27 protein-coding genes are annotated in these 26,893 nt (G+C 73.9%); 12 read left to right on the forward strand and 15 right to left on the reverse strand.

The window, feature by feature from the left end; translation table 11 throughout:
- Together ACFC1F_RS06665 and ACFC1F_RS06670 are read right to left on the reverse strand one after the other, a co-directional pair.
- On the reverse strand, positions 1-174 hold a 174-nt coding region (locus tag ACFC1F_RS06665; protein WP_376156258.1), incomplete at its 3' end, for an FAD-dependent monooxygenase.
- Positions 175-361: 187 nt separating this feature from the next.
- Positions 362-1,147 (reverse strand): phosphotransferase enzyme family protein, encoded by a 786-nt coding sequence (locus ACFC1F_RS06670; RefSeq protein WP_376156128.1) that lies wholly within the window; start codon positions 1,145-1,147, stop codon positions 362-364.
- A gap of 224 nt (positions 1,148-1,371) precedes the next feature.
- Here ACFC1F_RS06670 and ACFC1F_RS06675 point away from each other — a divergent pair, with 224 nt between their 5' ends.
- Both ACFC1F_RS06675 and ACFC1F_RS06680 read left to right on the forward strand, forming a co-directional pair.
- A complete protein-coding gene (locus tag ACFC1F_RS06675; protein ID WP_376156129.1) occupies positions 1,372-2,679 on the forward strand; it encodes an MFS transporter in 1,308 nt (435 codons plus the stop codon).
- A 44-nt stretch (positions 2,680-2,723) separates the two neighbouring features.
- Positions 2,724-3,587 carry an alpha/beta fold hydrolase gene (locus ACFC1F_RS06680; RefSeq protein WP_376156130.1) on the forward strand — a complete coding sequence of 288 codons (864 nt, stop codon included), beginning with the start codon at positions 2,724-2,726 and terminating at the stop codon, positions 3,585-3,587.
- 199 nt (positions 3,588-3,786) lie between these two features.
- Here the strand turns inward: ACFC1F_RS06680 and ACFC1F_RS06685 are convergent, their stop codons facing one another.
- Positions 3,787-3,993, reverse strand: coding sequence for a DUF397 domain-containing protein (locus ACFC1F_RS06685; RefSeq protein ID WP_376156132.1), 207 nt, complete (start codon positions 3,991-3,993; stop codon positions 3,787-3,789).
- Entirely contained in the window at positions 3,990-4,820 is an 831-nt protein-coding gene (locus ACFC1F_RS06690) for a Scr1 family TA system antitoxin-like transcriptional regulator (RefSeq protein WP_376156134.1), read from the reverse strand. Before ACFC1F_RS06690 ends, ACFC1F_RS06685 begins: the two co-directional genes overlap by 4 nt.
- Before the next feature lie 125 nt (positions 4,821-4,945).
- Between ACFC1F_RS06690 and ACFC1F_RS06695 the strand changes: the two genes are divergently transcribed.
- The 5 genes from ACFC1F_RS06695 to ACFC1F_RS06715 all read left to right on the forward strand — a co-directional run bounded on the left by ACFC1F_RS06695 (position 4,946) and on the right by ACFC1F_RS06715 (position 7,855).
- The gene (locus ACFC1F_RS06695) at positions 4,946-5,200 is read left to right on the forward strand and encodes a hypothetical protein (RefSeq protein WP_162002613.1); all 255 of its coding nucleotides are present in this window, start codon (positions 4,946-4,948) and stop codon (positions 5,198-5,200) included.
- Positions 5,201-5,410: 210 nt separating this feature from the next.
- Complete coding sequence (locus tag ACFC1F_RS06700) at positions 5,411-5,899, forward strand: NUDIX domain-containing protein (RefSeq protein ID WP_376156136.1); 489 nt, start codon at positions 5,411-5,413, stop codon at positions 5,897-5,899.
- 93 nt (positions 5,900-5,992) lie between these two features.
- Positions 5,993-6,187 carry a hypothetical protein gene (locus ACFC1F_RS06705; protein WP_376156137.1) on the forward strand — a complete coding sequence of 65 codons (195 nt, stop codon included), beginning with the start codon at positions 5,993-5,995 and terminating at the stop codon, positions 6,185-6,187.
- A 62-nt stretch (positions 6,188-6,249) separates the two neighbouring features.
- Positions 6,250-6,663, forward strand: a complete 414-nt coding sequence (locus ACFC1F_RS06710) for a VOC family protein (protein ID WP_376156138.1) — start codon at positions 6,250-6,252, stop codon at positions 6,661-6,663.
- Positions 6,664-6,967: 304 nt separating this feature from the next.
- Entirely contained in the window at positions 6,968-7,855 is an 888-nt protein-coding gene (locus ACFC1F_RS06715) for a TIGR03619 family F420-dependent LLM class oxidoreductase (RefSeq protein ID WP_376156140.1), read from the forward strand.
- 200 nt (positions 7,856-8,055) lie between these two features.
- Here the strand turns inward: ACFC1F_RS06715 and ACFC1F_RS06720 are convergent, their stop codons facing one another.
- The 10 genes from ACFC1F_RS06720 to ACFC1F_RS06765 form a co-directional block, all read right to left on the reverse strand.
- A complete protein-coding gene (locus ACFC1F_RS06720) occupies positions 8,056-8,448 on the reverse strand; it encodes a hypothetical protein (RefSeq protein WP_209410405.1) in 393 nt (130 codons plus the stop codon).
- Entirely contained in the window at positions 8,441-9,304 is an 864-nt protein-coding gene (locus ACFC1F_RS06725; RefSeq protein ID WP_206671070.1) for a heavy metal-binding domain-containing protein, read from the reverse strand. Before ACFC1F_RS06725 ends, ACFC1F_RS06720 begins: the two co-directional genes overlap by 8 nt.
- 1 nt (position 9,305) lies before the next feature.
- On the reverse strand, positions 9,306-10,178 hold the full coding sequence (locus ACFC1F_RS06730; protein ID WP_376156141.1) for a heavy metal-binding domain-containing protein: 873 nt from the start codon (positions 10,176-10,178) through the stop codon (positions 9,306-9,308).
- Between the two features lie 194 nt (positions 10,179-10,372).
- Entirely contained in the window at positions 10,373-10,612 is a 240-nt protein-coding gene (locus ACFC1F_RS06735) for a hypothetical protein (RefSeq protein WP_376156142.1), read from the reverse strand.
- Positions 10,613-11,118: 506 nt separating this feature from the next.
- Positions 11,119-13,689: an ABC transporter permease gene (locus tag ACFC1F_RS06740; RefSeq protein WP_376156143.1), complete on the reverse strand. Its 2,571-nt coding sequence runs from the start codon at positions 13,687-13,689 to the stop codon at positions 11,119-11,121.
- 64 nt (positions 13,690-13,753) lie between these two features.
- Positions 13,754-14,596, reverse strand: a complete 843-nt coding sequence (locus ACFC1F_RS06745) for an ABC transporter ATP-binding protein (protein WP_376156145.1) — start codon at positions 14,594-14,596, stop codon at positions 13,754-13,756.
- A gap of 164 nt (positions 14,597-14,760) precedes the next feature.
- Positions 14,761-16,086 (reverse strand): ATP-binding protein, encoded by a 1,326-nt coding sequence (locus ACFC1F_RS06750; protein WP_376156147.1) that lies wholly within the window; start codon positions 16,084-16,086, stop codon positions 14,761-14,763.
- A gap of 5 nt (positions 16,087-16,091) precedes the next feature.
- Positions 16,092-16,757, reverse strand: coding sequence for a two-component system response regulator CseB (gene cseB, locus ACFC1F_RS06755; protein WP_376156259.1), 666 nt, complete (start codon positions 16,755-16,757; stop codon positions 16,092-16,094).
- Between the two features lie 401 nt (positions 16,758-17,158).
- On the reverse strand, positions 17,159-17,719 hold the full coding sequence (locus tag ACFC1F_RS06760; protein WP_376156149.1) for a DUF664 domain-containing protein: 561 nt from the start codon (positions 17,717-17,719) through the stop codon (positions 17,159-17,161).
- Between the two features lie 71 nt (positions 17,720-17,790).
- Positions 17,791-18,657 (reverse strand): S-methyl-5'-thioadenosine phosphorylase, encoded by an 867-nt coding sequence (locus ACFC1F_RS06765; RefSeq protein ID WP_209410400.1) that lies wholly within the window; start codon positions 18,655-18,657, stop codon positions 17,791-17,793.
- Positions 18,658-19,044: 387 nt separating this feature from the next.
- On the opposite strand from ACFC1F_RS06765, the gene ACFC1F_RS06770 reads away from it, so the two are divergent.
- Complete coding sequence (locus tag ACFC1F_RS06770) at positions 19,045-19,833, forward strand: ABC transporter ATP-binding protein (protein ID WP_376156151.1); 789 nt, start codon at positions 19,045-19,047, stop codon at positions 19,831-19,833.
- Positions 19,830-22,583, forward strand: coding sequence for an FtsX-like permease family protein (locus ACFC1F_RS06775; protein ID WP_376156153.1), 2,754 nt, complete (start codon positions 19,830-19,832; stop codon positions 22,581-22,583). The genes ACFC1F_RS06770 and ACFC1F_RS06775 overlap by 4 nt, the downstream gene beginning before the upstream one ends.
- A 385-nt stretch (positions 22,584-22,968) precedes the next feature.
- Here ACFC1F_RS06775 and ACFC1F_RS06780 read toward each other — a convergent pair whose 3' ends face one another.
- A complete protein-coding gene (locus ACFC1F_RS06780) occupies positions 22,969-24,051 on the reverse strand; it encodes a helix-turn-helix domain-containing protein (RefSeq protein WP_376156154.1) in 1,083 nt (360 codons plus the stop codon).
- A 767-nt stretch (positions 24,052-24,818) separates the two neighbouring features.
- Between ACFC1F_RS06780 and ACFC1F_RS06785 the strand changes: the two genes are divergently transcribed.
- The 3 genes from ACFC1F_RS06785 (at position 24,819) to ACFC1F_RS06795 (ending at position 26,864) form a co-directional block, all read left to right on the forward strand.
- Positions 24,819-25,154: a hypothetical protein gene (locus ACFC1F_RS06785; RefSeq protein WP_209410396.1), complete on the forward strand. Its 336-nt coding sequence runs from the start codon at positions 24,819-24,821 to the stop codon at positions 25,152-25,154.
- A 127-nt stretch (positions 25,155-25,281) separates the two neighbouring features.
- The gene (locus ACFC1F_RS06790) at positions 25,282-26,199 is read left to right on the forward strand and encodes a hypothetical protein (protein ID WP_376156156.1); all 918 of its coding nucleotides are present in this window, start codon (positions 25,282-25,284) and stop codon (positions 26,197-26,199) included.
- Positions 26,199-26,864 carry a hypothetical protein gene (locus ACFC1F_RS06795; protein WP_376156158.1) on the forward strand — a complete coding sequence of 222 codons (666 nt, stop codon included), beginning with the start codon at positions 26,199-26,201 and terminating at the stop codon, positions 26,862-26,864. The genes ACFC1F_RS06790 and ACFC1F_RS06795 overlap by 1 nt, the downstream gene beginning before the upstream one ends.
- Positions 26,865-26,893 lie beyond the last annotated feature (29 nt).

Consider the following 26,893-nt stretch of genomic DNA (forward strand, 5'->3'; position numbering starts at 1 on the left):
CAGGCCGCGCTGGTCCATCACCTCGATGCTGCGCGCGTGCAGGCCCAGCGCCCTGACGAACTCGAACGGCTCGGCCATCCTGTCGAGCACCACCGTGCTCACCCCGGACAGCCGCAGCTCGGCGGCCAGCATCATCCCGGTCGGTCCACCGCCGACGACGATCACGTCGAACATCAAAAGCCCCCATTGATTTCCGCAGGCCCTGGATTTCCGCAGGCCCTGGCAACGGTCGGCAATTCTGCGCCACGAAGGGGGCCTTGCCGCAAGGCCCCCCGTACGCTATAAGTTGAGAGTGGCGGAGAGTGGGTGTGCCTCCCGCCCCGAATCTCCTCCCGTTCCGTCCCGGAATTCCTCCCGCCCTTCAGTGTCCGTCGTGAACGGGCCCGGCGGGCGCCGCGAAGGTGTCTTCGATCCAGTCCGCGTCGGTCAGGTAGCGGCGGTCGTGACCCTCCGCGACGTGCCGCGCGAACGCGGGGTGACCGGCCTCCGCCTGCTCGTGCATCCACGCCACCAGTGCCCGCAGGCGCTCGGCCGCGACCCGGGGCAGCTCGGCCCGCTCCGCACCGGACAGCCCGTAGCCGTCCGCGAACAGGGCCAGGCGGCGCAGGGCCTCCGGCACCTCCAGCGTGAGCCCCACCTCGTCCGGAGCGTAGAGCGGCACGAAACGGTACGCCGTGTAGGCCGCGTCCCAGAGCCGCGGAGCCGGATGTGCGGTGTCGAAGTCGATGAAGGCGACCGGGAGTTCGTCGCGGAACACCGTGTTGTAGGTGGCCGCGTCGCCGTGGCAGATCACCTCCGCCGGCTCACGCTCCGGGAAGTACCACACATCGCCCGGCTCGCGCGCGAAGTCCGCGGTGGCGTCGTGGAGCCGGCGCAGCAGCCGGGCCACCGCCACCAGCGAGGCGTCGCTGCGTACTTGGGGGGCGGCGAAGTCGTGCCCGACCTCGCCGGGCAGGTACCCGACGATCTCCTCCGCACCGTCCGCGGCCACCCCGTACGGCCTCGGCGCGCCCGTGAACCCCGTGTCGGCCAGATGCGCGAGCAGCCGCTGCACCGTTCCGCTCCACGGCCCGGCCGGGCGGCGCACCCGATCCCCTTCCCGGACCACGTGGTTGACTCCCCCGGCGAACACTTCGCGATCTTCCATCGGGGCAGGATAACGGCCGCATCCCGCATGCTTCCTTCTTCTGACCTGTCGCCAGTTCGCTTCCCCGGCCGGTGGTGTTCAGGACGGTGGAGCCGGAGCGGCGGCCCGTTGTCCGCTCGCTGCACGGGGGCCGGCCACCGTGTGCACCGGAGGAACCGTCCAGGGCGGGAGGACGGCCCCACGTGCCGAGGGTGCCTGCGGGGGGCACTGTTAGCCTGTTCAGCATGATCGCGAAGAGCACCGGGCTGCGGATACCCGGCTTATCGGGCCCGAGCGGCCCCCAACGTGCCCTCATCCTCGCGAGCTTCGTCAGTCGGGTGGGCAACGGGCTGTTCAACACCGCTTCGGTGCTCTACTTCACGCTGGTGGTGCACCTGCCCGCCGCGCAGGTCGGTGCCGGCCTCACGATCGCCGGGCTGGTCGGACTGCTGGCGGGGATCCCGGCCGGGAACCTGGCCGACCGGTACGGGCCGCGCACGGTCTGGCTGGCGGCCGTCGCGATGCAGGCCGCGACGATGGCCTCCTTCGTCTTCATCGACGACTGGGTCACGTTCATGCTCATCGCCACCCTGGACCGGCTGGCGGCGACGGCGGGCGGCGCGGCAGGTGGTGCGCTCATCGCCCGGGCCGGCGGTGAACGCCCGGCCGCCTTCATGGCGAAGCTCCGCACGTTCGTCAACCTCGGCGTGGTCCTGGGCACCGGTGGCGCCGCCTTCGCCGTCACGGTCGACACCCGCGCGGCCTACACCGCTCTCATCCTCGCCAACGCCGCCAGCTTCGCCTTCGCCGGCCTGATCGCCCTGGGCGGCGTCCCGAACTACCGGCCCCTGCCCCAGCCCGAGAAGCACAACCGCTGGGCCGTCCTGTCCGACCGGCCGTACGTGTCCTTCGTCGCGCTCTACGGCGCGATGGGCCTGCAGTACCAGACCGTCTCCCTACTCCTGCCGATCTGGCTGTCCGCCCACACCGACGCGCCCCGCTGGACCGTGGCGGTGGTCAACGCGGTCAACAGCGGGGTGTGCATACTGCTCCAGAGCAGGATCGGCTCCCGGGTGGAGACACCGCGCCAGGGTGGCCGGGCGTTCCGTCTCGCGGGGCTGCTCTTCCTGGTCAGCTGCCCCCTGATGGCCCTGACCGCGGACGTTCCGGTCTGGGTCGCGCCGGGGCTCGCCGTCCTCGCCGTCTGCGTGCACAGTCTCGGAGAGGTGTGGGAGTCCTCGGGCGGCTACGCGCTCGGCTTCGGTCTCGCGCCCGACCACGCCCAGGGGCAGTACCAGGGCTTCTTCGGCGTCGGCTTCAACGCCGGCCAGGCCCTGGCCCCGGTGGTCCTCACGACGGCGGTCCTCGGGCTCGGACACGCGGGCTGGCTGCTGCTCGGCGCGTTCTTCGCGGCCGTGGGCGCAGCAGGCCCGCCGGTGACCGCATGGGCGGAGCGCACCCGGCGCCCGGGCGGCGACACGGCAGACACGGCAGGCACAGCCGGCACGGCAGACGGCCGGCCCGACGAGGCCCCGCTCCCCGAGACCGCGTAGCCCTCCCCGGGCCGCCGGCTCCACGCCACAGAAAGTGAGTGCAGATGCAACCGACGTTCGTACTGGTCCACGGAGCCTTCGCGAACTCCTTCTCCTTCGCGCCGCTCCAGGCCGAACTCGGCCTCCTCGGCCACCGCTCGGTCGCCGTCGACCTGCCGGGGCACGGGTTCGCCGCGACGTACCCCCGGGCCTACCAGGCGCCGCAGGACCTCGGCGGGCTCGCCACCGAGCCCGGGGCCATCAAGGGCGTGACGCTCGCCGACAACGCCGCGCACCTCATCGGGATACTGGAGCGGGCCAAGCGGAACGGGCCGGTCGTCCTCGTCTCGCACAGCCGCGGCGGCATCACGGCCACGGTCGCGGCCAACCGGCGGCCCGACCTGATCGACCACATCGTCTACGTCTCCTCCTGGTGCCCCGTCACCCTCGACGTCGGCGCCTACTACGCCGAGCCCGAGATGGCCACGGTCGACGCCGCGGGGCTGGCCTCGGCGATGGTCGCGAACCCCGCCGAGCTCGGGCTGCTGCGCTCCAACTTCCGCACCGCCGACCCCGGCGTCCTCGCGGCCTTCAAGGCGGCCTTCCTCGCCGACGGGACGGACGAGGAGTTGCTGGTCTTCCTCAACACCCTCCAGCCCGACGAGAACCTCGACGCCGGCACCTCCGACGACCGGGCGCAGGCCGACAGCTGGGGGCGGATCCCCAGGTCGTACGTCCGGCTGACCGAGGACACCAGCGTGCCGCTCGCCATGCAGGACCGGATGATCCGCGAGGGCGACGCGCTGACGCCGGAGAACTCGTACGACGTCCGCACGCTCACCAGCAGCCACCTGAAGTGGCTGGTCGACCCGGCACCGGCGGCCCGGGTCCTGGGTGAGATCGCCGCGCTCCTGCCCGGCGGATCATGACCGGAGCCGGATGAGGCCCGGAGGCCGGCCTCCCGCCGCGTGAACTCCGGTGCGGATGGGCGTGCGGGCGCGAGACGATCATCTCCCGGCAACTCGCAACTCCCCTGGGCGGGTCACCATCTCGCGACGGTGACCCGCCCCGTCCTGACGAAAAGGCCCCCGACCGATGCCGGTCGGGGGTCCTCAGGTGCGGGCCGGGTCAGACGGCGCCGAACTCACCGGCCTGGACACCGGCGACGAACGACTGCCAGACGGCGCGGGGGAAGACGAGTGCGGGGCCCTCGGGATCCTTGGAGTCGCGGACGGGGACGGCACCCGGGAAGCTTGCGGAGACCTCCACGCATTCACCGCCGTTGTTGGAGTACGACGACTTGACCCAGGACGCGCCGGACAGGTCAGGGTTCATGGAGCAAGTTCCTTCCGAGCCTTGTGGATCAGTGCCAGGGAGGCCGCCTTGGGCAGCGCTTCCACCACCAGCTGATCGTACTCTCTCTCCCAGGCCACGACCCTTTCCCGGGTTCGTTCAAGATGGCCACGAGCATGTGATTCGGCGTAGCCGACAACGGAACCATCCGGAAGATCCAGCAGGGTCACCGGCATCGTGAACGGAAGATGCTCGCCCAGGTGGAACGGAGCAACCTGGATGGTGACGTTGGGCCGTGAGGCGAGCTCCGCTATGCGGTCGAGCTGCTTGAACATAACGGCATAGCCGCCAACCGGCCGCACGAGGCAGCTCTCGTCCAGCACGGCATGGATCAACGGCGGCGACTTCCTGTCGAGCAGAGACTGACGGCTCGCCAGGAAGTCCACTCGCTCCTCTGCTTCGGCCGCCCTGATCGCACCTCGCTCGACAGCCGCATAGGCCAGCGCTTGGGCATATTCGGGCACCTGGAAGAGGCCCGTGACGACGGTCAGGCCGAACGAGCGCAAGCGGCGGCACCGCGCCTCCGCGTCGGCATACTCCGGAAAGCCTTCCAGCAGGCTCGCCTTCGCATACCGACGCCAGAGCTCGAAGAAGGCACCTCCGCTCTCGAACACCTCGTCGGCTTTAACAGCAAAGTTCCTTGTTGGAGGACGCTTCGCCCGTTCGACGTACGACACAAGCGTGTTGGAGTACCCCATGCGCTTCGACAAGCCGACCTGAGACCATCCCCTTGCCCGCCGTGACCTGTGGAGTTCCCTTCCGAAGCGAACGGCTGGCGATGATGAGGCGTCAACTAGCGGCTCATCCATGAACACCGAGACCTTTCACAAGACAGTTTGGTCAACGTTGAGACCCTCGCCATCGTAGGCCGACTGGGGCACCATGGCTACACCGGGTAAGAGATCCGGAACCCAGAGCTACCATCGGAGCCAACGTGTCCAGCTGCCCCCGCATGCCCGTCTACACGCCCAAGGTCGGCGAAATCGTCCGCGACCTCGCCCACCGGACCGCCGACGGGGAGCCCGCCGAGGGCGTCCACATGGAAACCCTCGCCGGCCTCGCCTACCTCCGGCCCGTCGGCGGCGGCTGCGAGTGGACCACCAAGCCCGAGCACGTCCAGCGGCTTGACCACCCTCACGACGTCACCGTCCAGCACCCCGGCAGGCCCCGCGCGCACGACGTCGCGTGAGCCCAACCCTCAGGCTCCTGACGACGGTCCTCGCCGTGCCCGCCCTCAGCGGCGGCACCGCCGCACTCGCCTGCCGACTGATCCGCGCCGGGCCCCTGGCCCCGCGCCTTCTCGTCTTCGGCCTGATCCTCGCCACCGGCCTGACCGTCGGCCTCCCCACCTGCTACTCCCTCCTGCCGGCCACACCCGACCCCTCCCTCGGAGCCCGACGTGCTGTACCCCCTCCCCGACATCCTCACCAACCCGCCCCGCCGCCGGCTCGACCACCAGGCGCTCGTCCTCAACTCCGACGGCGCCGTCCTCCTCCTCGAAACCACCCTCCGCAACGGCCACACCCTCCCCGGCGGCAGCGCCGAACGCAACGAGCTCCCCCACCTCGCCGCCCGCCGCCACACCGAGACCCAGACCGGCCTCGTCCTCCCCCTGCGCACCCTCCTCGCCGCCGACCACACCGACGAACAACTCCGCCCCGAGGCTGTTCACTTCGTCTACTGGGGCGGCCGCCTCACCCGCGCCCAGGACACCACCCTCACCCGCCACCGACCGCCCCACCACGTCCTCGGCCTGCACTGGATCCCCGACACCCGCCTCGCCGACGTCATGACCGTCGGAGAGCACCGCCGCGTCACCCAGGCCCTCACCGCCCTCGCCCGCGGCGCCCACCTCCCCTTCCTCCTCCGCGGCATCCCCGCCGGATAGCGCATCAGGCGACGTACGCCCTGTCGTGACCTGACACGTCGCCCGAATGCGCCCGGCGACGTGTCACCTGCTGGCATGACTGGGTGTCAGAACATGTTCGAGTCCGTGAGATCGACGACGACGATCGGGGCCCGGCTCACCACCCCGCGCCCCTTCGCCCTCGACGACACGGACCACGCCGGCCACGAGAAGCAGGCCGGCGTGATCCGCCGCCAACTCATCGGGCGGAACGGACCCGCCGCCGACGAACGGCTGCGCGAAGTCGTCGCCAAGGCGAACGACGCCTGATGCGGCGCCGGCCAGGGCCTCCCCGAGGTCCGGCTCAGGTGGCCCTGTGGCAAGATCGCGGGATGCTACGACTCACCGACTTCATTATCGACTGCCCGGACACGATGAAGCTGGCAGCCTTCTACTCCGAGGTGACGGGGCTCCCGGTCAAGGAGAGCAGTAACGAGCACTGGGCCGGCATCCAGTTCGGCGGGATCGAACTGGCCTTCATCCAGGTGGAGGACTACCGCGCCCCGCAGTGGCCCGACAGCGAGCACCCCAAGCAGTTCCACCTCGACTTCGAGGTCGACGACATCGAGGCCGAACAGCGCCGCGTCCTTGCTCTCGGCGCGACCCTGCAGCGGGACTGCATCGAACCCGACGGCTACGGCTTCCGCGTCTACACCGACCCCATCGGCCACCCCTTCTGCCTCTGCCGCAACAAGGGTGTCGTCTGGACCGATCAGGGCCCCGTCTGGCCCCAGCACGACCAGTAGGCCGTGTTTCGAAGTGAGCTGAGCGGCGACGTGTCCTGATCGGGACGGCGCGAGGTCTCCGGTGAGGGTTCGTCGGCCGGGAGGAACCCGACACCGGAGACCTCGTGGCCACCGTGGCGCCCCGACCGGGAAGGTCACCGGTCGGCGGGGTCCCCGGAGTTGGCCGGCGAGCACCGCACGGAGCGATGGGTGATCCGCTGCGTCCCGGCCGGGATGAAACGGAGGCGGTGCGGGGTTGGGTGTGGCGACAGGGCGGTCGGGCGGTCGTCGTGTCGCCACCGGACTGCCACCGAAAGGCAACCTCATGCCCCCGCTGCGCCTCGGCGTCTCCCTTCAACCGCGCTGGCCGCTTGACGACGGGACCGGCGTGCTCCACGCCGCCCGCCACGCCGAAGACCTGGGCTTCGATCACGTCGCGGTCGGCAACCGCCTCCTGGACAGCGGGTTCGGCCTCGACGCGGACCCGCTTGTTCTGCTGTCGGCCGTCGCAGGGGCGACGACGCGTCTGAGGCTGCTGACGTCCGTACTCGTCGCGCCGTACTACCCGGCGCTGGTGCTCGCCAACCAAGCGGCCACTCTGGACGTCGTCTCCGGCGGCCGCCTGGTCCTGGGCGTCGGCACCGGCTGGAACCCGGACGAGTTCGCTGCCGTCGGGGTACCCGCCCGTGAACGTGGTGCGCGGACCGACGACCACCTCGCCGCCGCCAAGGCCCTGTGGACCAGGCGCCCCGCAGACTTCGAGGGGCCGTTCACGACACTGCACGGGGCGCGCCTGGGAGTGCCTCCGGTCACGGCCGGCGGTCCGCCCGTGTGGGTCGGCGGCCACAGCGACGCCGCCCTGCGCCGTGCGCTGCGGTTCGGCGACGGTTGGTACGGCACCGGCGCCGACGCCGCGGAGGTCGGTGACGTCCGGCGCCGCCTGCACGGCCTCGCCGGCGACACCGGGAACGCCGACCGCCTGACGCTCGCTTCAGCCGCGTTCCTCACTCCGCCCGGCATCCCCGCGGTGGTTCCGCCACCGGGACGACCACTCGGTGGTGCTGCACCCACCGCGGCGAGCGTCGCCGCCGACCTCAGGGAGCTCGCCGAGGCAGGGCTTTCCGCTTGCACCCTGTGGCTGCCTGTCGCGGCCGAGCATGTCGGAGAGGCGATGGAGTGGGTTGCAGCCGAGGTCGCCCCGCGGCTCACCTGATGCCGTGGCCGGGGAGGCCGCCGGGTTGATCGAGCTGCCGACTTCAGGGCTGCCAGGCGTTGGCGGCGCCCTCGTGGCGCCGCCGCGCCGGTGGCGCACCGAGTTGGTGCTGCCACAACACCGGCCCGGCCGCCTTCGGCCGGCGGCGACGGCCGACCCCCGGACGCGGGGGTCGGCGGCGGTCGGACCGGCCGGACCGGTCAGAGCAGGAAGCGCTCGATGGCCTCGCGGGCACGGGCGTTCGAGGCCGCGACCTCGGCCAGCGACCGGGCCAGGGCGTCGATCCACTCGTCCAGGCCCACCTGGCGCCGCGAGAGCACGATGCCCCGCACCTCGTGGCAGATCTCCCCGGACACCCGGCCCCGGTCCATCCGCAGCGAGAGCCGCTGCTCCCCGAGCGCGACGTCCAGTTCGGTGACCGATCCCGCGCGCCCGGCCATCCGTTCCGTGACCGAACGCCTGCGCCTGACCTGTACCGCGCCGGGCGGCAGGGAGTCCGCGAGGTTCGCCGACAGCACTTCGGCGTAGAGGTTCAGGTCCGCGCTGTCCCGCCGCAGCGCCGCGGCCAGCAGTTCCACCTCGGTCTCAGGCATCGAGGCTCAGCACCATGGTCGGCCGGTCGATGACGTGGTCGTCGCGAAGCGGGCGCACCGCCGTCCCGATGGCGAAGAACTCGGTGGTGTGAGAGCCCCAGGTGTGCGAGTGCTGCCGCAGCTGGACCGCCACGATCCCCTCGGCCTCCAGGGCCTTCCCCTCCGCCTGCATGCGGCTCATCGCGAGCTCGCGTGCGTCGTAGAGCGCCTGGGTGAACTGCTCGACCTCCACGTTGCGGCCCGCGTTGCCCAGCGCCTGGGTGAAGCCCTGGTGCGCCACGTGGTAGACGCAGGACCCCATGACCATGTCCAGCGGCGCGTATCCGGCCCGGATCAGCGTCCAGAAGTCCTGACCGGACAGGTCCGAGGTGAACGGCTTGCCCTTGTTGTTGAGCCAGGTCCCGCCCGGGCCCGGGTCCGCGCCGTCCGCCTTGACCGCCGTGCCGACCGCGATGAACTCGGCGATGTCCGAGCCGAACTCCTTGAACTCGATGTCCAGCCGCACCCCCACGATCCCGTCCGCCCCCAGGGCGCTCGCCTCCGCCTCCATCCGGCCCATCGCCAGCTCGCGCGCGTGGTACATGGCCTGTGACAGCTTGGTCAGTTCCTGGTTCTTCGACCACCGGCCGAGCTGGATGCCGACGTGGTAGACCGAGGAGCCGAGGACCAGGCCGAGCGGGCGGAAGCCGGCCTCGCGCACCAGCAGGAACTCGTTCACCGTCAGGTCCGAGGTGAAGAGCGAGCCCTTCTCCCCCGGCCGGAGCTGCGCAAGCCGCCGCATCGCGTCCTCGGGTACGCCCTCCGCAGCCGGCTGCGCGGCTCCCCCGGTCAAGTCCCGCCCCGTTCGCTCGGTCATGTCAGCGCTCGCGCTCCAGTCTCATGATGGTCAGTGGCCTGGGCCCGGCGGGCCGCCCGGAGCGGCCGAACCGGGCGATGGAGGTGCCGATGAGGACCGCCTCCGCGCTGAGGTCGCGCGAGTACCCGAACCCGGGGCACTCGCTCTCGCTCACCGTCAACTCCACCTCGTCCACCACCACCCCGTCGCCGCCGTGCTTCGCGGCGTCGAGGGCCAGCCGGTTCCGGGCTTCGTGGCGGACGTGGTTGATCAGCTGGGTGTAGCCGTCGACCTCCTGGTTCCCGGCCGTCCACCGGATCCGGCGGGAGGTGCGCCAGTCGTCGTGCCGGATCGCGAGGGCGATGCCGAAGGCGAGTCCGGTGGGCACCCATCCGGTGTGGATGAGCTTGGCGAAGTCCTGGCCGCCCAGGTGCGACGTGAAGGGCAGGTGCGGCCGGATCCGCGAGCGGGCCCGGACGGCGGTGCCCCACGCGGTGAACTCCAGGCCCCCCGCCGGGAACGCCTCGATCCGCAGCCTCACCCCGACGATCCCGTCGCCGCCGAGCGCGCGGCACTCGGCGACCGCGCGGGCCAGCGCCAGCCTGCGCGCCCCGTACAGCGTCCTCACCAACGGCTCGAAGGACGACTCCCACGCCGAGGACGGCGCCTTCACGCCGTCTACGGCCGACCACGCGCCGGGACAGCCCCAGACGCCGGTGTACCCGATGGTGAAGACGGCCGTGCCCAGGACCTGCCCGACCGGATCGAACCCGACGCCCTTGACCGCCGCGAACTCCTCGGACGACAGCGTCGAGTCCCAGGGGTTGCCGGCCCGGGACTCTGCCGTCCCGTCGGCAGCGGCCCCCGGCCGACCGGCGTCTCGTCGGTGTGTCATCGACTCCTGTGCCATCGTGCTCCCGGCTCACCGCGCGGATCGCGTCGCCGTTCGGCAGCCTATGTCATCGAAGTGATCGGCGGAACGGTGATCACGAACTCCAACGGCCCGCCCCGTGCCGACTCCTGAGGACGCGTCCGTCGCCCTCGGGCGTCGGCGGGCGGGGCGGCCGCGGCCTGCAGCGAAGCGCCGTCTCACCGGGCCCACGGTTGCAGGGCACTCCAGGTGCCACCGGCCGCCGCGAAGACGAGTTGAGAGCCTTCGAAGACCTCCTCGGCACTCGCGGGCCGCCCGGCACCGAAGCGTTCGGCGCAGAGATCCACCTGCAACAGGCCGTCGAAGTGCGTGAACTGCGGCGGGTCGTAGAGCACCCAGCTGAACCCGACGCTCTCGTCGATGCGAAACCGCTGCACGTCCACGAGGTCCAGGCACACGGGCTCCCAAGCAGCCCGTCGCTGACGACCCTGGCGTCGATCACGAGCCTGACGAGCCGTCCTCGTGCCGCCCGGGCACCGTACTCCTGGTCGAGGACGACGCGACGGAGGCAGGAGTCCCCGAACGCGTAGCGCGCGAGCAGGGACGCGATTCCGTCCTCGTCCAACGGATGGGGCCCAAGCGTGCGCTCCGGTATCGCTGTGGTGAGCTCCACTGTCCTCCCTCGTCGATGCCGCAAGCGTAGGAGGCGGCCCCTGGTCCGGCCCCACCGGGCCTCGCGAACCGGCACGGCCTCGGGCCGCTTCGCGCAGCGGCGGGCACGAACGGCGGGTCCACCGCCCACGGCCTCGCGGCACTTCTCGTCGACGGCCCCCCTGCGCCTCCGGCCCGCCCGGCCCACGGGGCGGGCCGGCTCCCCGTCGACGCGACCGGGCGCGGGCCCTGACGCCCGTGCAGCCCCGCCGGGGACGGCGGGACTGCACGGGAGATGGCCTCCGGCCGGGCGTCACACCTCCGCGACGGCCTCCAGCGGGCTCAGCGCGGCCGCCCGGCGGGCCGGGACGGCGGCGGCGGCCGCGCCGACCGCCAGGGAGAGCGCGCACACGAGGAGCAGCGTCCCCCAGGGCAGCACCAGCGCGTACTGCTTCATCGCGCCGTTGGCGAGCGCGCCGACCGCCCAGGCACCGAACAGTCCGCCGGCCAGGCCCAGGAGGGTGCCGAACGCGGCGACCGTCACCGCCTCCAGCCGGATCATCCGCCGGACGCCGGCGCGGTCCATGCCGACGGCGCGCAGGACGCCGATCTCGCGGGTGCGTTCGGCGACCGACATGGCCAGGGTGTTCGCGATGCCGAGCGCGGCGATCACGACGCCGATGGCGAGCAGCCCGTACATCAGGGTCAGCAGGTTGCCCATCGCGCCCGCGGCCTCGTGGACGAGCTCGGGCCGGTCCTGCACCTTGACCAGCGGGTTGTTGCCGACGGCGGCGCGCAGCCGGTCCCGGGTGGCCGCGGTGGCCGCACCGGGTTCGGTGCGGACGAGGACCCGCTGGACGGAGCCGGGCTTGAAGGCGCTGCGCTGGACGTCGCCGCGGGCGCCGAGCGCGTCGTGCGCGGTCGGGTTGTCCCGGTAGACGCCGACCACCGTGTACCCGGCGACGTCCTGGTCCCGGCCGAGGCGGGCGTTGACCCGGCCGCCGGTGGTCACGCCGTTCTCCCGGGCGACGGTGCTGGACAGGGCGATCCGGCCGGGCCCGAGGTCCTTGGCGGAGCCGCTGACGAAGTCGAGCGTCATGACGTCGTCCACGGTGCCGGGGTCGACGCCGGAGACGTCCCGGACGCCGCCGCCGATGAACAGGGCGGAGTCCGCGACGGCGCTCGCCGTCCGCACGCCGGGGGTGCCGGCCACCCGCTGCACCGCGGCCGGGTCGATGCCGGTCGTGGTCGTGCCGGTGCTGATCACGTAGTCGGCGCCGAGGCCGGCCGCGGCCTGGCGGTCGAGGGCCCGCCCGGTGGATTCGCCGATGACGGCGAGGCCGGTGACCAGTGCGGTGCTGATCAGCAGGGTGGCGGCGGTGGCGGCGGTGCGCCGGGGGTCGCGCAGCGCGTTCTGCCGGGCGAGGTGGCCGGTGATGCCCATGCGCCCGGTCGGCCGGCCGGTCAGCCGGAGCACCGGGACGGCGAGGATCGGCGCCAGCACGGTCAGGGCGACGACGAGGGCGCCGCAGCCGAGCATCGCGGTCCGCAGGTTCTCCTCGGAGGCGTCCTTCGCCCTGGTGACCGGGACCAGCAGGCCGACGGCGACGGCGAGCAGGCCCAGACCGGCCGCGGCGCGGGTGCGGAACCGGCCGGTCGCCGGCTGCTGGGCGGTCCGCAGCGCCTCGATCGGCGCGACCTTCGCCGCCCTGCGGGAGGGCAGCCAGGCGGCGAGCACGGTCACACCGACCCCGACGAACAGCGCGGCCGCGACCGGCCGGGCGCCGACGACCAGGGGGCCGTGGGGCAGGGCGTTGCCGTCGGCGCCCAGGACGTCCGGCAGGACGGAGGCGATGCCGAGGCCGAGCAGGAAGCCGGCCGCCGAGGAGGCGAGGCCGACCAGGAAGGCCTCGGCGAGGACGGAGCGCACCACCTGGCGGCGGGAGGCACCGATCGCCCGCAGCAGCGCGATCTCGCGGGTGCGCCGGGTGACGAGCATGGCGAAGGTGTTGACGACCAGGAACGAGCCGATGAAGAGCGAGACCCCGGCGAAGACCAGCGGCGTCTTGCGGTAGCCGCGGGTCAGGGTGTCGACGTAGACGGCCTGCTGGGCGGCCTGCGCCGCACCGGTGGTGGCCTCGGCCCGGCCGGCCGGGAGCAGCTCGGTGACCCGGCGGGCGAGCGCGTACTGGTCGGTGCCGGGTGCGGCGGAGAGGTCGATCGCGGTGTAGTGGCCGGGGGTGGCGAACAGCTGCTGGGCGGTGGCCCGGTCGAAGAGCGTGAGGGTCCCGGCCACGGTGACGCGGGTGTCCTCGGTGGTGACGATGCCGACGAGCCGCTTGGTCATGGCCGGGCCGTCGGTGGCCAGGGTGATCGTGTCGCCGACGCGGTAGTGGCCGGCGGCGGCGGTGCCGCTGTCCACCGCGATCTCGTCGCCGCCGGACGGGGCGCGGCCCTCGACCAGGGGGTGGCGGGCGTCCTTGCCATCCTTGCCGGGCAGGTAGGCGGCGGCCGGGTTCGCCCCGGGCCTGACGCGCAACGGGCTGCCGTCCGCCGCGTTCAGGGCGGCCCGGCCGTCGGCGGAGGGCCGCACGGCGGCGACGCCGGGCACGGCGGCCAGTTTCCGTACGAGCTCGTCGTCGAGCGCGCTGTCGAGCGCGTCGTCCCGCTGGTCGGCGGCCGTGCCGGGCGGGGGCGTCTTCGCCGTCACGGTGACCGCGACGTCGGCGAAGCTTCGCGACGCGGCGGCGCGGTAGGCCGCGGCGGTCGAGTCCGCGAAGACGAGGGTGCCGCAGACGAACGCGACCCCGAGGCAGACCGCGAGGACGGTCATGACCAGACGGGCCTTGTGCGCCAGGACGTTGCGCAGGGCTGTTCTCAGCATGGGCGGCTTTCGAGGAGGTGAGGAGGTCCGGAAGGTGGATCCGCGGAGCGAGGTCCGGGAGGGGCTACGGGTGGGGCCGCGGCTGGGGCCGCGGGGCGCTCCGCGGGGATCGGCCGGTGATTGCGGCGGCCTCGGGGCTCCCCCCGGAGAGGCGCAGCATGACGTCGAGGACCCGGTCCGGCGTGGGGCGCGTCATCTCGTCGACCAGGCGGCCGTCGGAGAGGAAGACCACGCGGTCGGCGAACCCGGCGGCGACGGGGTCGTGGGTGACCATCACCACGGTCTGGCCCAGCTCGCGCACCGAGTCGCGCAGGAACCCCAGGACCTCGGCCCCGGCACGGGAGTCGAGGTTGCCGGTCGGTTCGTCGCCGAAGACGATCGCGGGCCGCGAGGCCAGGGCGCGGGCGACCGCGACGCGCTGCTGCTGCCCGCCGGACAGCTGGGCGGGCCGGTGGTCGAGGCGCTGCGAGAGGCCGACCATCGAGACCACGCGGTCCAGCCACTGCCGGTCGGGGCGGCGTCCGGCGATGGCCGGCGGGAGCGTGATGTTCTCCAGCGCCGTCAGGGTCGGCAGCAGGTTGAACGCCTGGAAGACGAAGCCGACCCGGTCACGGCGCAGCTGGGTCAGCTGCCGGTCGCCCAGCGTGCCCAGCTCGGTGGTGCCGATGCGCACCGAGCCGGAGGTGGGCGAGTCGAGGCCGGCGGCGCAGTGCATCAGGGTCGACTTGCCGCAGCCGGAGGGGCCCATGATCGCGGTGAACTCGCCCTCCCGGAAGCCGATGCTGACCCGGTCCAGGGCCACCACCCGGGTGTCGCCGCTGCCGTAGACCTTGGTCAGGTCCGTGGTGGCGGCAGCGATCCCGGGCGCCGTGTGCGGCGTGTACGGGGCAAGGGGGTCGGTGAGCACGGGGACTCCTCTTCGGGTGCAGGAAGGTGCACTTCGAAGGGTGTCCGGGGAACGTATCGGGGCCTGGGCCGGCGTGTATCGGCGTCCGCGCCGCTTCGTAGCAGTTCTGTAGGGGGACGGCCGGTGGGCCCCAGGGGGCGCCACCGGCGGTCGGGCCGCGGCGGTCAGGCCGGCAGGCGCAGGGTGGCGACGGCGCCGCCGTCCGGGGCGTTGTCCAGTCGCAGCTCGGCGCCGAGCAGCCGGGCCTGCCCCAGGGCGATGGTGAGGCCCAGCCCGTGGCCGGTGCCGCGCCCGGTGGCGCCGGTGTGGAAGCGGCGCGGGCCGTGCAGCAGCAGGTCCGCCGGGAAGCCGGGGCCGTGGTCGCGCACGACGACCGTGGGGCCGTCGACGGTGACCTGCACCGGGGGCGCCCCGTGCCGGTGGGCGTTGATCACGAGGTTGCCGACGATCCGTTCCAGGCGGCGCGGGTCGGTCTCCACGGTTGTGGCGCCCCGTGCGCCGCCCCGTGCGTCGGCGGTCTCCGCCGCCTCCGCGGCCTCCGCGGCCTCCAGGGTCTCCGCCTCCGCCGCCTGCACGACGGTGACCTCGGTGGCGAGGCCCGTCCGTGCCACGGCCTCGGCGACCACGGCGCCGAGCGGCACCCGGGCGCGGACGGGCTGCTCGGCCCCGGCGTCCAGGCGGGAGATCTCCAGCAGGTCCTCGACCAGGCCGCGCAGATCACGGACCCGGGCCCGGAGCAGGTCCTCCGTCTCACCGGGCGGCAGCAGGTCGGCGGCGGCCAGCAGACCGCCGACGGGGGTGCGCAGCTCGTGGGCCACGTCCGCGGTGAACCGGCGTTCGGCGTGCAGGCGCCGGCCGAGGCTGTCGGCCATGAGGTCGACGGTGGCGGCGATGTCGGCCACCTCGTCGTGGCCCTCGGTGGGCCCGGTGCGGGCGTCGAGGTCCCCGGCGCTGATCCGGGCCGCGGTCTCGGAGACCCGCCGCAGCCGGCGGGCGACCAGTCCGGCCCCGTAGACCACCAGCGGAACGGCGGCCGCGAGTGCGGCCAGCGAGGCGACGGTCATGGTCACGTCGAGCCGGTGCAGCCCGTAGAGCTCCGGACTCATGTTGACCCGGACGGCCAGCACCGGGCTGCCCGGGCCGCCGGTCCGCTGGGCGGCCCAGTAGCTCGGCCCCAGGTTCCCCTCGACGCTTCCGTCGTAGGCCGTGTGCCGGTCGCCGTCGGCGGGGTGGCGCAGCGGGGCCGGCAGTGCGGCCGGGTCGAGCTCGGCGCCGTCGGCCAGCGCCCCGGTGCGCCGGTAGACGTCCATGGCCGAGTACACGGTGTTGAACGCCCGGGCCTCGGCCCGGTCCCGGATGTCGTGCGCGGTCCACAGGTGGACCAGCGCGCCCACCGCGGCCGCGACCAGGCAGGCCGTGACCGCGGCCAGCGCGGCGATCTTCCAGCGCAGGGAGGCGCGGACCGGCCGCAGCCGGCGGAACGTTCGCACCGGCGTCAGCGCCTGAACTTGTAGCCGAAACCGCGGACCGTCTCGATCCACTCGCGGCCCAGCTTCCTGCGCAGCCGCTGCACGCACAGGTCCACGACCCGGCTGTCGCCGTCCCAGCCGTACTCCCAGACGTCGCGCAGCAGGGTGTGCCGCTCCAGCACGACGCCCGGGTGGGCGGCGAACTCCAGCAGCAGCTTGAGTTCGGTCGGGGTCAGCGCCACGGGGCTTCCGGCGAGGGACACCTCCATGCCGGCGGTGTCGATGACCAGGTCCCCGAAGACGAGCACTTCCTGCGCGGACGGCGGCGGCCCGTCCGGGGCCTGCCCGGGGACGGGGGCGGGTGCGTAGGTCGCCCGCCGCAGCAGCGAACGGATGCGGGCCACGAGCACGTAGGTGTCCACGGGCTTGACCACGTAGTCGTCCGCCCCGGCCTCCAGCCCGGCGACGACGTCGAGGCCGTCGCCGCGCGCGGACATCATCAGCACGGGCACCAGACTGGTCTCCCGGACCCTGCGGCAGAGGCCGATCCCGTCCAGTCCGGGGAGCATCACGTCCAGGATCAGCAGGTCGAAGGGCTCGTCCCGGAAGTGTTCGAGCCCGGTGAGCCCGTCGGCCGCGGCCCGCATCTCGTAGCCGTAGCGTTCCAGGGCGACGGTGAAGGAGTGGCGCATCAGGTCGTCGTCCTCCACCAGCAGGACGCGGACGGGGCGTGGGGCGGCCCCGGCCGGGGCGGACGAGGACACGGGCAGAGTGCTCCTGTTCGGACCGTTCGGGTGGGGCGCCGCCCGGCCGCACGCACGACGGGTACGCGGCCTGGTGGGCGTCCGGCGACACGAAAGGAACGATACGGCAGACACCGGGCACGGTGACCCGGCCGCCCGGAGGGGCACACGGCCCCGCCCGCGCCCCTCACCCGCCCGCGAACCCCCAGGTCAGCCCGGTCGGCGACGGCCCGGGCAGACCGGGCGGAGCCGCGCCCGGGCCCCCTCCGCCGCGGCCCGGCGCACCGGATCGACGGCAGGCCGAGCGCTCCCTGATACCCGCCGGATACAAACCCGTCGGGCGGCGGGCCTCACTGGCCGACCCTTCCGTCGACGCACTCGCGCAGCAGGTCGGCGTGCCCGCAGTGGCGGGCGTACTCGTCGATCCGGTGCACCATCAGCTCCCGCACCGCGATCGCGTCCTTCCCCACGCGCTCGCCCAGGTCCGGGTGGGCGGCCAGCGCGGCGTCGGTCGCGGCCTGCTCGCGCTCCAGGTCGGCGAAGGCGGCGTCCACCGCGGCCCGGTCGGCGACGACGCCGTCGAAGTCCGCGTCGCGCTCGCCGTACAGCTTCGGCAGCGGTTCGCCGTGGCCGAGCCAGTTGTGCCAGTCCCGTTCCACCTCGGCGAGGTGACGGACCAGGCCGAGCAGCGACATCGTGGACGGCGGGACCGACCGGCGGGCCAGCTGCTCCGGGTCCAGGCCCTCGCACTTCATCCGCAGGGTCATCCGGTAGCCGGTCAGGAACTCCTGGAGCGTGGCGAGTTCGCCCTCCGTCCTGACGCCGGTGTTGTGGCGGGGGTCGTCGTCCGGGTCCGCCCACATGTCGGCGTGGACGGTCGACCTGGTCCATCGTTCGGGTGTGTCGCTCATGCGGGCCATGGTTGCCCGTGCGTCCCGGGCCCGCGAGCGAATATTCCCCGGTGGCGGCCGGCGGGCGGGCGTCACACGCCGGGCAGGCCCGTCGTGAGGCCGTCCAGGGTGTGCGAGCAGATGCAGTCCCGGGTGGCGGGCAGGCCCTCCAGCACCTTGAACAGCACGGTGCGCAGCCGGTCCACGTTGCGCCCGAAGACCTCCAGCACCTCGGCGTGGGTGACGCCCTCGCCGCTCTCCACCCCCGCGTCGAGGTCGGTGACCAGGGCCATCGAGGTGTAGCAGAGGCCGAGTTCACGGGCGAGGGCGGCCTCCGGGTGGCCGGTCATGCCGACCACCGACCAGCCGTTGGCGGTGAACCAGCGGGACTCGGCGCGGGTGGAGAAGCGCGGGCCCTCGATCACCACCAGGGTGCCGCCGTCGACCGGCTCCCAGGCGGCGCCGCGGGCGGCGGCCAGGGCGGCGTTCCGGCCGACGGGGCAGTACGGGTCGGCCATCGGGACGTGGACCACCTCGGGCAGCGAGCCGTCGGGCAGCGGGAGACCGTCGTAGAACGTCTGCGCGCGGCCCGAGGTGCGGTCGACGAACTGGTCCGGGACGAGCAGTGTGCCGGGGCCGTACTCGGGGCGCAGCCCGCCGGCCGCGCAGGGCCCGATCACCTGCCGGACGCCGAGGGCGTGCAGCGCCCAGAGGTTGGCGCGGTAGTTGATCCGGTGCGGCGGGATCCGGTGGCCGCGGCCGTGCCGGGGCAGGAAGGCGACGGTGCGGCCGGCCACGTCGCCGAGGAACAGCGAGTCGCTGGGCGGGCCGTACGGGGTGTCGACGGCGACCTCGGTGACGTCGTCGAGCAGCGCGTACAGGCCGGAGCCGCCGATCACGCCCAGCTCCGCGCGCGGGGCCTGGCCGGGCCCGGTGTGATGGGCCGTCACGTCCGCCATGTCGATCAACCTTTCCTCAGCTGTACCGGCCCGGCCAGCGTAGGCGCACGACGGCCGCGGCGGACCCCCCGACTTATATGTCGGCGGACTGCATATACTTTTCCCCGGCGGGTGCGGTATACATACTGGGTATGCAGGTCCGACCCGGTCACGGCGAACCCCGCCCGGCCGGTCCACGGACCCTTTCCGCCGTCGCACCCGGTCCACGGCCGGGCGCCGCGCCACACCGCCGTGCCACCTCGCCGTGCCACACACCACCGCGCCACGTCGGCGTGTCACGTCGGCGTGCGCACCACTCCGTGCCACACCGCCGTGCCACATCGCCGTGCCACGCATCAGAAGCGCCGTGCCACCTGGCGCCGTGCCACCTCCAGAGGGGGAACACCCATGCCTCAGACCAGTCCCAGCAGGAGCGCCACCACGCCCGTGCTCCACCTCGACCACATCACCCGGGTCCACGGCCGGGGCGCGGCCGAGGTGCAGGCGCTGCGCGGGGTCGACCTGAAGGTCCACCCCGGCGAGTTCGTCGCCGTGATGGGCCCGTCCGGCTCCGGCAAGTCCACCCTGCTCTCCCTCGCGGGCGGCCTGGACAGCCCGACCGAGGGTCAGGTCCTGGTCGAGGGCGTCGCCCTCGGCGGGCTCGGCCGCAAGCGGCTCGCCGAGGTCCGCCGCCGTTCGGTCGGCTACGTCTTCCAGGACTACAACCTCATCCCGGCGCTCACCGCCGCGGAGAACATCGCCCTGCCCCTCGAACTCGACGGCGCCGCAGGACGGACGACCCGGCGCAGGGCCGTCGCCGCGCTGGAGGAGATGGGCATCCCCGAGCTCGCCGACCGCTTCCCCGACGACATGTCCGGCGGCCAGCAGCAGCGCGTCGCCATCGCCCGCGCCCTGATCGGCGACCGCCGCCTCGTCCTCGCCGACGAACCCACCGGCGCCCTCGACTCCGCCACCGGCGAAGCCGTCCTCACCGTCCTGCGCGCCCGCTGCGACGCCGGCGCCGCCGCCATGATGGTCACCCACGAACCCCGCCACGCCACCTGGGCCGACCGCGTCGTCTTCCTCAGCGACGGCCGGATCGTGGACGAGACCGTCGGCCGCGACGCCGACTCCCTGGTGCGGACCGCCGCCCGCCACGGCCGCTCCCACCGGTACGAGGGGATCGAGGCCCGATGAAGCTGCGCTCACTCGGGGCCACCCTGCGCATCGCCCGCCGCGACGCCCTGCGCGCCAAGGGCCGCAGCGCCCTCGTCGTCGCCATGATCGCGCTTCCCGTCCTCGGCGTCACCGGCGCCGACATCGTCCACCGCAGCGGCCAGCTCACCCCGGCCGAACGGACCGAACGGCTCCTCGGCGGGGCCGACGCGTACCTCACCGCCTACGCCCCCGGCAGCACCGTGCACCAGCTCCCGTTCGCCGACGACGGCGCCTACGCCGTCGCTCCCCGGGAGGGCCAGGCCCCGACGCCGGAGCAGGCCCGCGGCGCCGGCACCGTCCCCGCCGACCTGCTCCGGGAACTGCTGCCCGGCGCCACCCTGCTGCCGGCCGGCCCCGGGCCCACCGCGAGCGCCGCGTCCCGGCACGGCCTGCTCCAGACCGACACCGCCGAGGCCGACCTCACCGACCCCGTCTGGAAGGGCCGGATCACCCTGGTCGAGGGCCGCGCGCCGAAGGCCCCGCACGAGGCCGCCGTCACCCGGGCCTTCCTCGACGAGTCCGGGCTGGGCATCGGCTCGACCACCACCCTCAAGGGGCTGGAGAAGACGCCGTTCACCCTGACCGGCGTGGTGGAGCACCCCGGTGACCTCGGCAAGGTCGAGTTCGTCGGCCGCCCCGGCGAGGTCGTCGAGGCGCTCACGGCCCTGGCCCCCGCCGCCAAGGCCCCGACCGGGCTCTCCGAACAGGCCACGGCGAAGGCGTCCTGGCTGGTCAAGGCCGAGGCGGGCAAGCCGCTCGACTGGGCCGGCGTCCAGCGGCTCAACCAGTACGGGTTCACCGCCACCGCGCGCACCGCTGTGCTCCACCCGCCCGCCGACGCGGAACTGTCGTACCGCCCCCAGAGGTTCAGCCTCGACGACTCCCCCCGGAAGAACGCCGCCGTGGTGGCGGCCACCGTGGCCGGCATGGCCCTGCTCGAAGTGGCCCTGCTCGCCGGGCCCGCCTTCGCCGTCGGCGCCCGCCGCTCCCGTCGGCAGCTGGCCCTGCTCGCCGCCGGCGGCGGCGACCGCGGGCACGTCGCGGCCGTCGTCCTCGGCGGCGGCCTGGTGCTCGGCGTGGCCGGCGCGGCCCTCGGTGTCCTCGGCGGCACCGGCCTGGTCGCCGCACTCCGGCCGTGGATCGAGGAGACCGCCGGCAACCGGTTCGGCCACTTCGGCTTCCGGGCCACCGACCTCGCGGCGATCGGCCTCGTCGGCCTGGTCACCGCGCTGCTCGCCGCCGCACTGCCCGCCCTCCAGGCCGCCCGGCAGAGCGTCACCGCCGGGCTCACCGGCCGCGACACCGTCAAGCCGCCGAGCCGCTGGACCACCGCCCTCGGTGCCGTGCTCTTCGTCACCGGTGCGGCCACCGCGCTCCTCGCCGTGGGCACCGACGACGGCACCGGCCGTGGCATCGCCGTCTTCGCCGGCCTCGACCGGATGACCCTGATGGTGCTGGCCGGCTCGGTCACCGCCGAACTCGGCCTGCTCGCCCTCACCCCGCTGCTGGTCTCGCTCTGCGGCCGGCTCGCCCGCTTCCTGCCGCTCAGCGGCCGGCTGGCCCTGCGCGACTCCGCCCGCCACCGCGGGCGCACCGCCCCGGCCATCGCCGCCGTCATGGCCGCCGTCGCCGGCTCGGTGGCCGTCGGGCTCTACACGGCCAGCACCGAGGCGCGGGACCGCGAGACCTACCGCCCGCACACCCCGGTCAACGCCGTCACCCTCGCCGTCACCCCCGGCGACCCGCAGCTCCCCCGGCTGCGGTCGGCCGTCGAACAGGACATGCCCGGCCTCGGCGAACGGGCCGACCTCTCCCAGGCGTTGTACTCCTGGTGCCAGGGCTGCTCCAGCGAGGTGACCGTCAAGGGTGGCGCCTCCCGGGTGGGCGTCCCCGGCCTCAACACCCTCGTCGTCGGCGACGCGGCCGTCCTGCACAACGCCTTCGACCTCCGCGACCCGGCCGCCGACCAGGCGCTCGCCACGGGCAAGGCCGTCGTCTTCGACGCCTCCCGGATCCACGACGGCAAGGTGCTGCTCCAGCTCACCGGCGGGTTCACCAGTGCCCCCCAGCCGGGCTCCACCCCGAGGCAGGACATCAAGGAGATCGCTGTCGACGCCGTCCTGGTCGACAACCCGGCGGCCGCCCGCTACGGGGCCGGCGTCGTCGGCGCCAGGACGGTCGAGGGCCTGGGCCAGGGCGTGACCGTCAGGCCCGTCGGCGCGGTCTGGCTGCCCGCCACCGCACCCGACCACCGCTCGCAGCAGCGTGCGGAGGCCACCACCGACCGGCTCGCGCCGCTGGCCCAGCTCAGCGTCGAACGCGGCTTCCAGCCCAAGGGCGACCTGCCCACCCTCGCCCTCACCGGCTTCGCCGCGCTGGTCGTCCTCGGCGCCGCCTGCATCGCCACCGGCCTCGCCGCCGCCGACTCCCGGCGCGACCAGGCCACCCTGGCCGCCATCGGGGCACCGCCGGGGATCCGCCGCCGACTCTCCGGCGTGCAGTGCGCGGTGATCGCCGTACTGGGCGCGGCGCTCGGCACCGTCAACGGGTTCGTGCCGGCACTCGCCCTGCTCAGGACCCGGGCCATCGACTACCCGGGCGCGACCAACCCGGTCGTCGTCCCCTGGGGCGAGATCGCGCTCACCGCGCTGGCCGTCCCGCTCCTCGCGGGCCTGCTCACCGGCCTGTTCACCCGCTCCCGGGCCCCGCTCACCCGCCGCCTCGGCTGAGACGGCGAGTGGGACGGCGGCCGAGGCCCGCCAGGCCCGGTGGCGGGGCCCGGGGTTGCCCGGGGCGCCCCCCGGCCCGAGCCCGGGCCCGGGCCGGGGGGTGGGGGCCGGGGGGGGGGGGGGGCGCGCCGCGGGCGCCGCCCGGGCGGGGGGGCGCCCGGGGGCCCCCCCGCCCCCCCCACCGGGCCGAAGCCGTGCCCGGGCAGGGTGGTTGGGACCGGTGCGGGTGGTGCGGGTGGTGCGGGCTGTTCCGGCGGTGCGTGCGGTACGGATCGGCGCGTGCGGTACGGATCGGCGCGTGCGGTGCGAACCCCCCTGGCGCACAGCGGAGAAGACCGTTCACCACGCGCCGCCACAACCTGGCGTGACGTCACATCAGGTCACGTCACGGTGTGGCCTCGGTCAGGCCGTACAGCAGGTTCAGGCACTCGGAGATGGTGTCGCGGTACAGCTCGGGGCGCGCCAGCATCACGGTCGTGGCCAGCCGCAGCGCGGGCCGCAGACCGGCCAGGGCGTCGGCCGGCATCTCCAAGGCTCCGGGCTCCAGCCCCACCGGCCCTGTCGGCACCCCCGCACCGGTCCCCGGTGTGCTCCGCCGGCCGAGGCCGACGCGGAGCCGGCGCAGCGCGGCCGCCACGTCCGGGAGCGTCGGATCCGCGTACGGCGGCGGCTGCCGCGTGGGCGGCCCGGCCCAGGAGAGCCCGGGCCGGCCGGGTGGGCGGACCGGCAGCGGGGCGGGCGTGGCAGCGGTCGCGGCCGCCTCGGCCCCGGAGGCCGCGGAGGCCGCGGCGTGCAGGGCCGAGGCCTCCGCACCCTGGAGCTGCAGGGCCTCGACCAGCCGCCGGACGGTCTGCCCGCGGGGCCGGCTGCGGTGGCGTTCCAGGTTGCTGATCGCGCGGGCGGTCAGCCCCGAACGGCCGGCCAGTTCCTCCTGGCTCAGCCCGGCGCGCCGGCGCTGGAGCCGCAGCAGGCGGCCGAAGCCGACCGGCCCGGCGGAACCCGCCGTCGCGGCCGGATCCAGGAGGGCGAGGCCGGCCAGCAACCGGTTCAACTCGGCCTCCGTCAAAGGGCGAAGGGCCGGCTCCCCCGGTGACTCCGGCTCCGACTCCGGCTCCGGCTCCGGCTCCGACTCCGACTCCGCGGAAACGCCGGGCTCCGCCGGGGGTTCCACGCCCTGCACCACCTCCTGACCGGCCTCCGGTTCCCCCCAGGACGGCAGCCCCGGCTCCGGCCCCGGATCCAGCCCCGCTGCCGGGCCGCCGGAGGCCTCGACCCCGCGCGCCGCGCGGTGCAGTGCGGCGGCCTCGGATTCCGGCAATTCCAGCGCCTCGACCAGTCTTCGGACGGTCTGCCCCCTCGGGCGACAACAACAGCGTTCCAGGTTGCTAATCGCCCTGGCGGTGACCCCCGAGCGGTCGGCGAGTTCCTCCTGGCTCAACGCCGCCCGCCTGCGCTCCGATCGCAGCAATGGCCCGAATTTATCCGCTCTTCGACTCACAGAACTTCCCCCGTACTCCCCCGTGAAAATTGCCGTGAACGCGCGCGAACTGTCGGCCGGATTCCCCGTCCGACCCCGCCGCACGGCATACGTACGCAACTCTGCACCGCGATCCCGCGGGACGCGCCCGTGCTCCACCGCTCCGGAGGCCGACCGTTCGCCGGCCGGTCCGCCTCTCGCCCGCCGGGCCCGGTAGGGCTCGTGGACGTGCGACCGCACGGACGGCCACCTCGGTGCGGAGGCCTGCGGCGGAGCGGGATCAGGGTGCCGGCGATGGTACCGGCGGACCGATTCTGCCGTATGAGGACCCGTCAGTGAAGGACGATCCGGCATCACGCCGGGGCCGGCGCCCACGAACCACCGGCCCGCGGACCCGGTGGGAGGGCTGCCGGGACCCGTCCGGGAACGCCGGCGCGCGGCCGGCCACGGGGCCCCGCGCACCCTCGTTCCGGACGGATCGCCCCGCACTGTCCGGAATTTCCGCCGGCCCGGAATTCTGCGAAGCCGGATTCCGGTACTGCACCGGAAGTTTCCCCGAATTTTCACCGGTCCGGGCCGCTCTTCCGGTCAACTTCTGGAGGTGGTTCCTGTTCCTGTGCTTGAATGCCCGGCAGGATCAGTGCCGTGCGAACGGCTGCTGATCACGGGCAATTCGATCGGCGGAGCCGTCCGCCTGAAAGGTTCGACCCGCCGTCCGGCCAGGGCGGCGGATTCTCTCGTAACCATCAGGAGGAGCAATGCGGAAGATCGCGACGGCGGCCGCCGCCGGACTGCTGAGCCTCGGCGCCGTCGGTGCCGGTGCGGGCGTGGCCTCGGCCGGCAGCTGGGGCGGGTACGACACCCGCGACGGCGGCGTGGCCCTGCGCACCTGCGCCAACACCAGCTGCACGCTTCAGGGCCGCGGCTACTCCGACCAGTCCGCCTGGATCTACTGCTACGTGACCGGTCAGAACATCAACGGCAACACGGGCTGGTCCTACAAGGACCACTACCTGGCGAACGGGTCCTTCTGGGCCACCAACTACAGCGCCAACAGCTACATGTGGGCCTACAACACGACGTACCACTGCTGATCACCCCCGGTCGCTGACGGCACAGGGGCTTAGCAGCCAGGGGCCACCGCGGGGCGAGCACCCGCGGTGGCCCCTGGCCGGTCGTCCGGGCCCGGACACGAACGAGATGTAAGGACGGAGACCGATCATGTTCCGTGGTGCGCGACTCGGCCGCCTCTGCCTGGCCGCGAGCGCGGTGCTCCTGGCGGCGGCGTGCAGCAGTTCGAAGGACGGCGGCTCGGCGACCGAGAAGATCCCGGCGCCGGCCATCCCCGCCGTCCTCACCGAACCGGCCGACGGCGCCGAGGTGGCACTGCCGCTCGACGGCTACGGCATCAGCTCCGGCGACAGCCTCCTGTTCGTCCAGGCCCGGGAGCAGGCGACCCGGACCTGCATGCAGGCCAAGGGCTTCGACTACACGCCCGCGGCGGCCGGGCAGAAGCCGCCGCCCGCGCCGATCGACTCCGAGCGGCTGGGCATCCTCTCGCTGACCGCGGCCAAGCAGACCGGCTACCACCGGCCGCCGCCGGCCGCGGGCGGCGGCTCGGTGCCGACCGCCGAGGGCCGGCCCAACGAGTCGCCCGAGTACGGCAAGGCGCTCAACGGGGACATGCGCCCCGGCGGGCCCACCAACGGCACGACGGCGGACCGGGGCTGCCACGCGGCAATGGACCGGCAGCTCGCCGACGCCAAGATCCCGGAGGCCAAGAGCGACCTGGTCGGCGACCTGCGGGCGCAGGCGCACAGCCTCACCGGTGAGGACACCCGGGTCCGGGCCGCGCTGGACGCCTGGAGCAGCTGCATGAAGGGGCTCGGCTACCAGTACCAGACCCCGGTGGACGCCAGCGCGGCCGCCTGGCCCGACCCGGTCGGCCAGAAGGAGCGGGACACCGCCACCGCCGACATGGGCTGCAAGACGCAGGCCAAGCTGCTCGCCACCTGGTACGCGGTCGAGGAGGGCTACCAGAAGGCGCTCATCGCGCGGAACGAGTCCGGGCTCCAGGCCGTCAAGGACGCCGCCGCCCAGCGGATGGCGGTCGTCAAGAAGGCGCTGGGGGGCGGCTGATGGCCACCTCCGGCGGACCGGCCGGGACCGGACCGGCAGCCACCCGCGCGGCACAGGCCCATGCGGCCCAGGCCGCTCCGGTGCAGGCCGTTCCGGTGCAGGCCCGCGCGGCACAGGCCGCTCCGGCGCGGGCCCGCGGGCTGCGCGCGGTGGCCCTGCCGCTCGTCGCGGCCGTCCTCGTGGCCGCCGGGGTGTCGGGCTGCGGCAAGGACTCCGGCCAGGACGCGGCCGCGGGCGGGCAGCCGAAGTGGACGGCCGAGCAGGACACCGTCCGGAAGGACTACCTCGCCTACTGGGACAGCCTGTTGCAGGCCAACGCCAACCCCGGCAAGGACGGCTCCGGCGCGGACGGTGCCGGCCTCCCGGAGCGCGCGGCCGGCAACCAGCTGGCCCAGCTGCGGCAGAACCTCCAGGCCCTCGGCACCCGCAACCTGGTCGCCAAGGGCCCGGTGGACCACACGGTGCGCGGCATCGAGGTCCGGGCGCAGACCGCCGCGCTGGAGGACTGCGTCGCCGTCCGGAAGTGGCTCCAGTACGACGCCACGTCCGGGCAGCAGGACCCGGGCCAGCTGGTCGACCGGCCCAACCAGCTGGCGCACTACACGCTGGCCCAGCGGGACGGCCACTGGCTGGTGACGGACAGTCAGGTCCTCGGTCCCTGTTGACCCGGTCGGCGGGCCCCCGTCTCCCCGGG

This window comes from Kitasatospora sp. NPDC056181 (genome assembly GCF_042266225.1).
Classification (GTDB): domain Bacteria; phylum Actinomycetota; class Actinomycetes; order Streptomycetales; family Streptomycetaceae; genus Kitasatospora.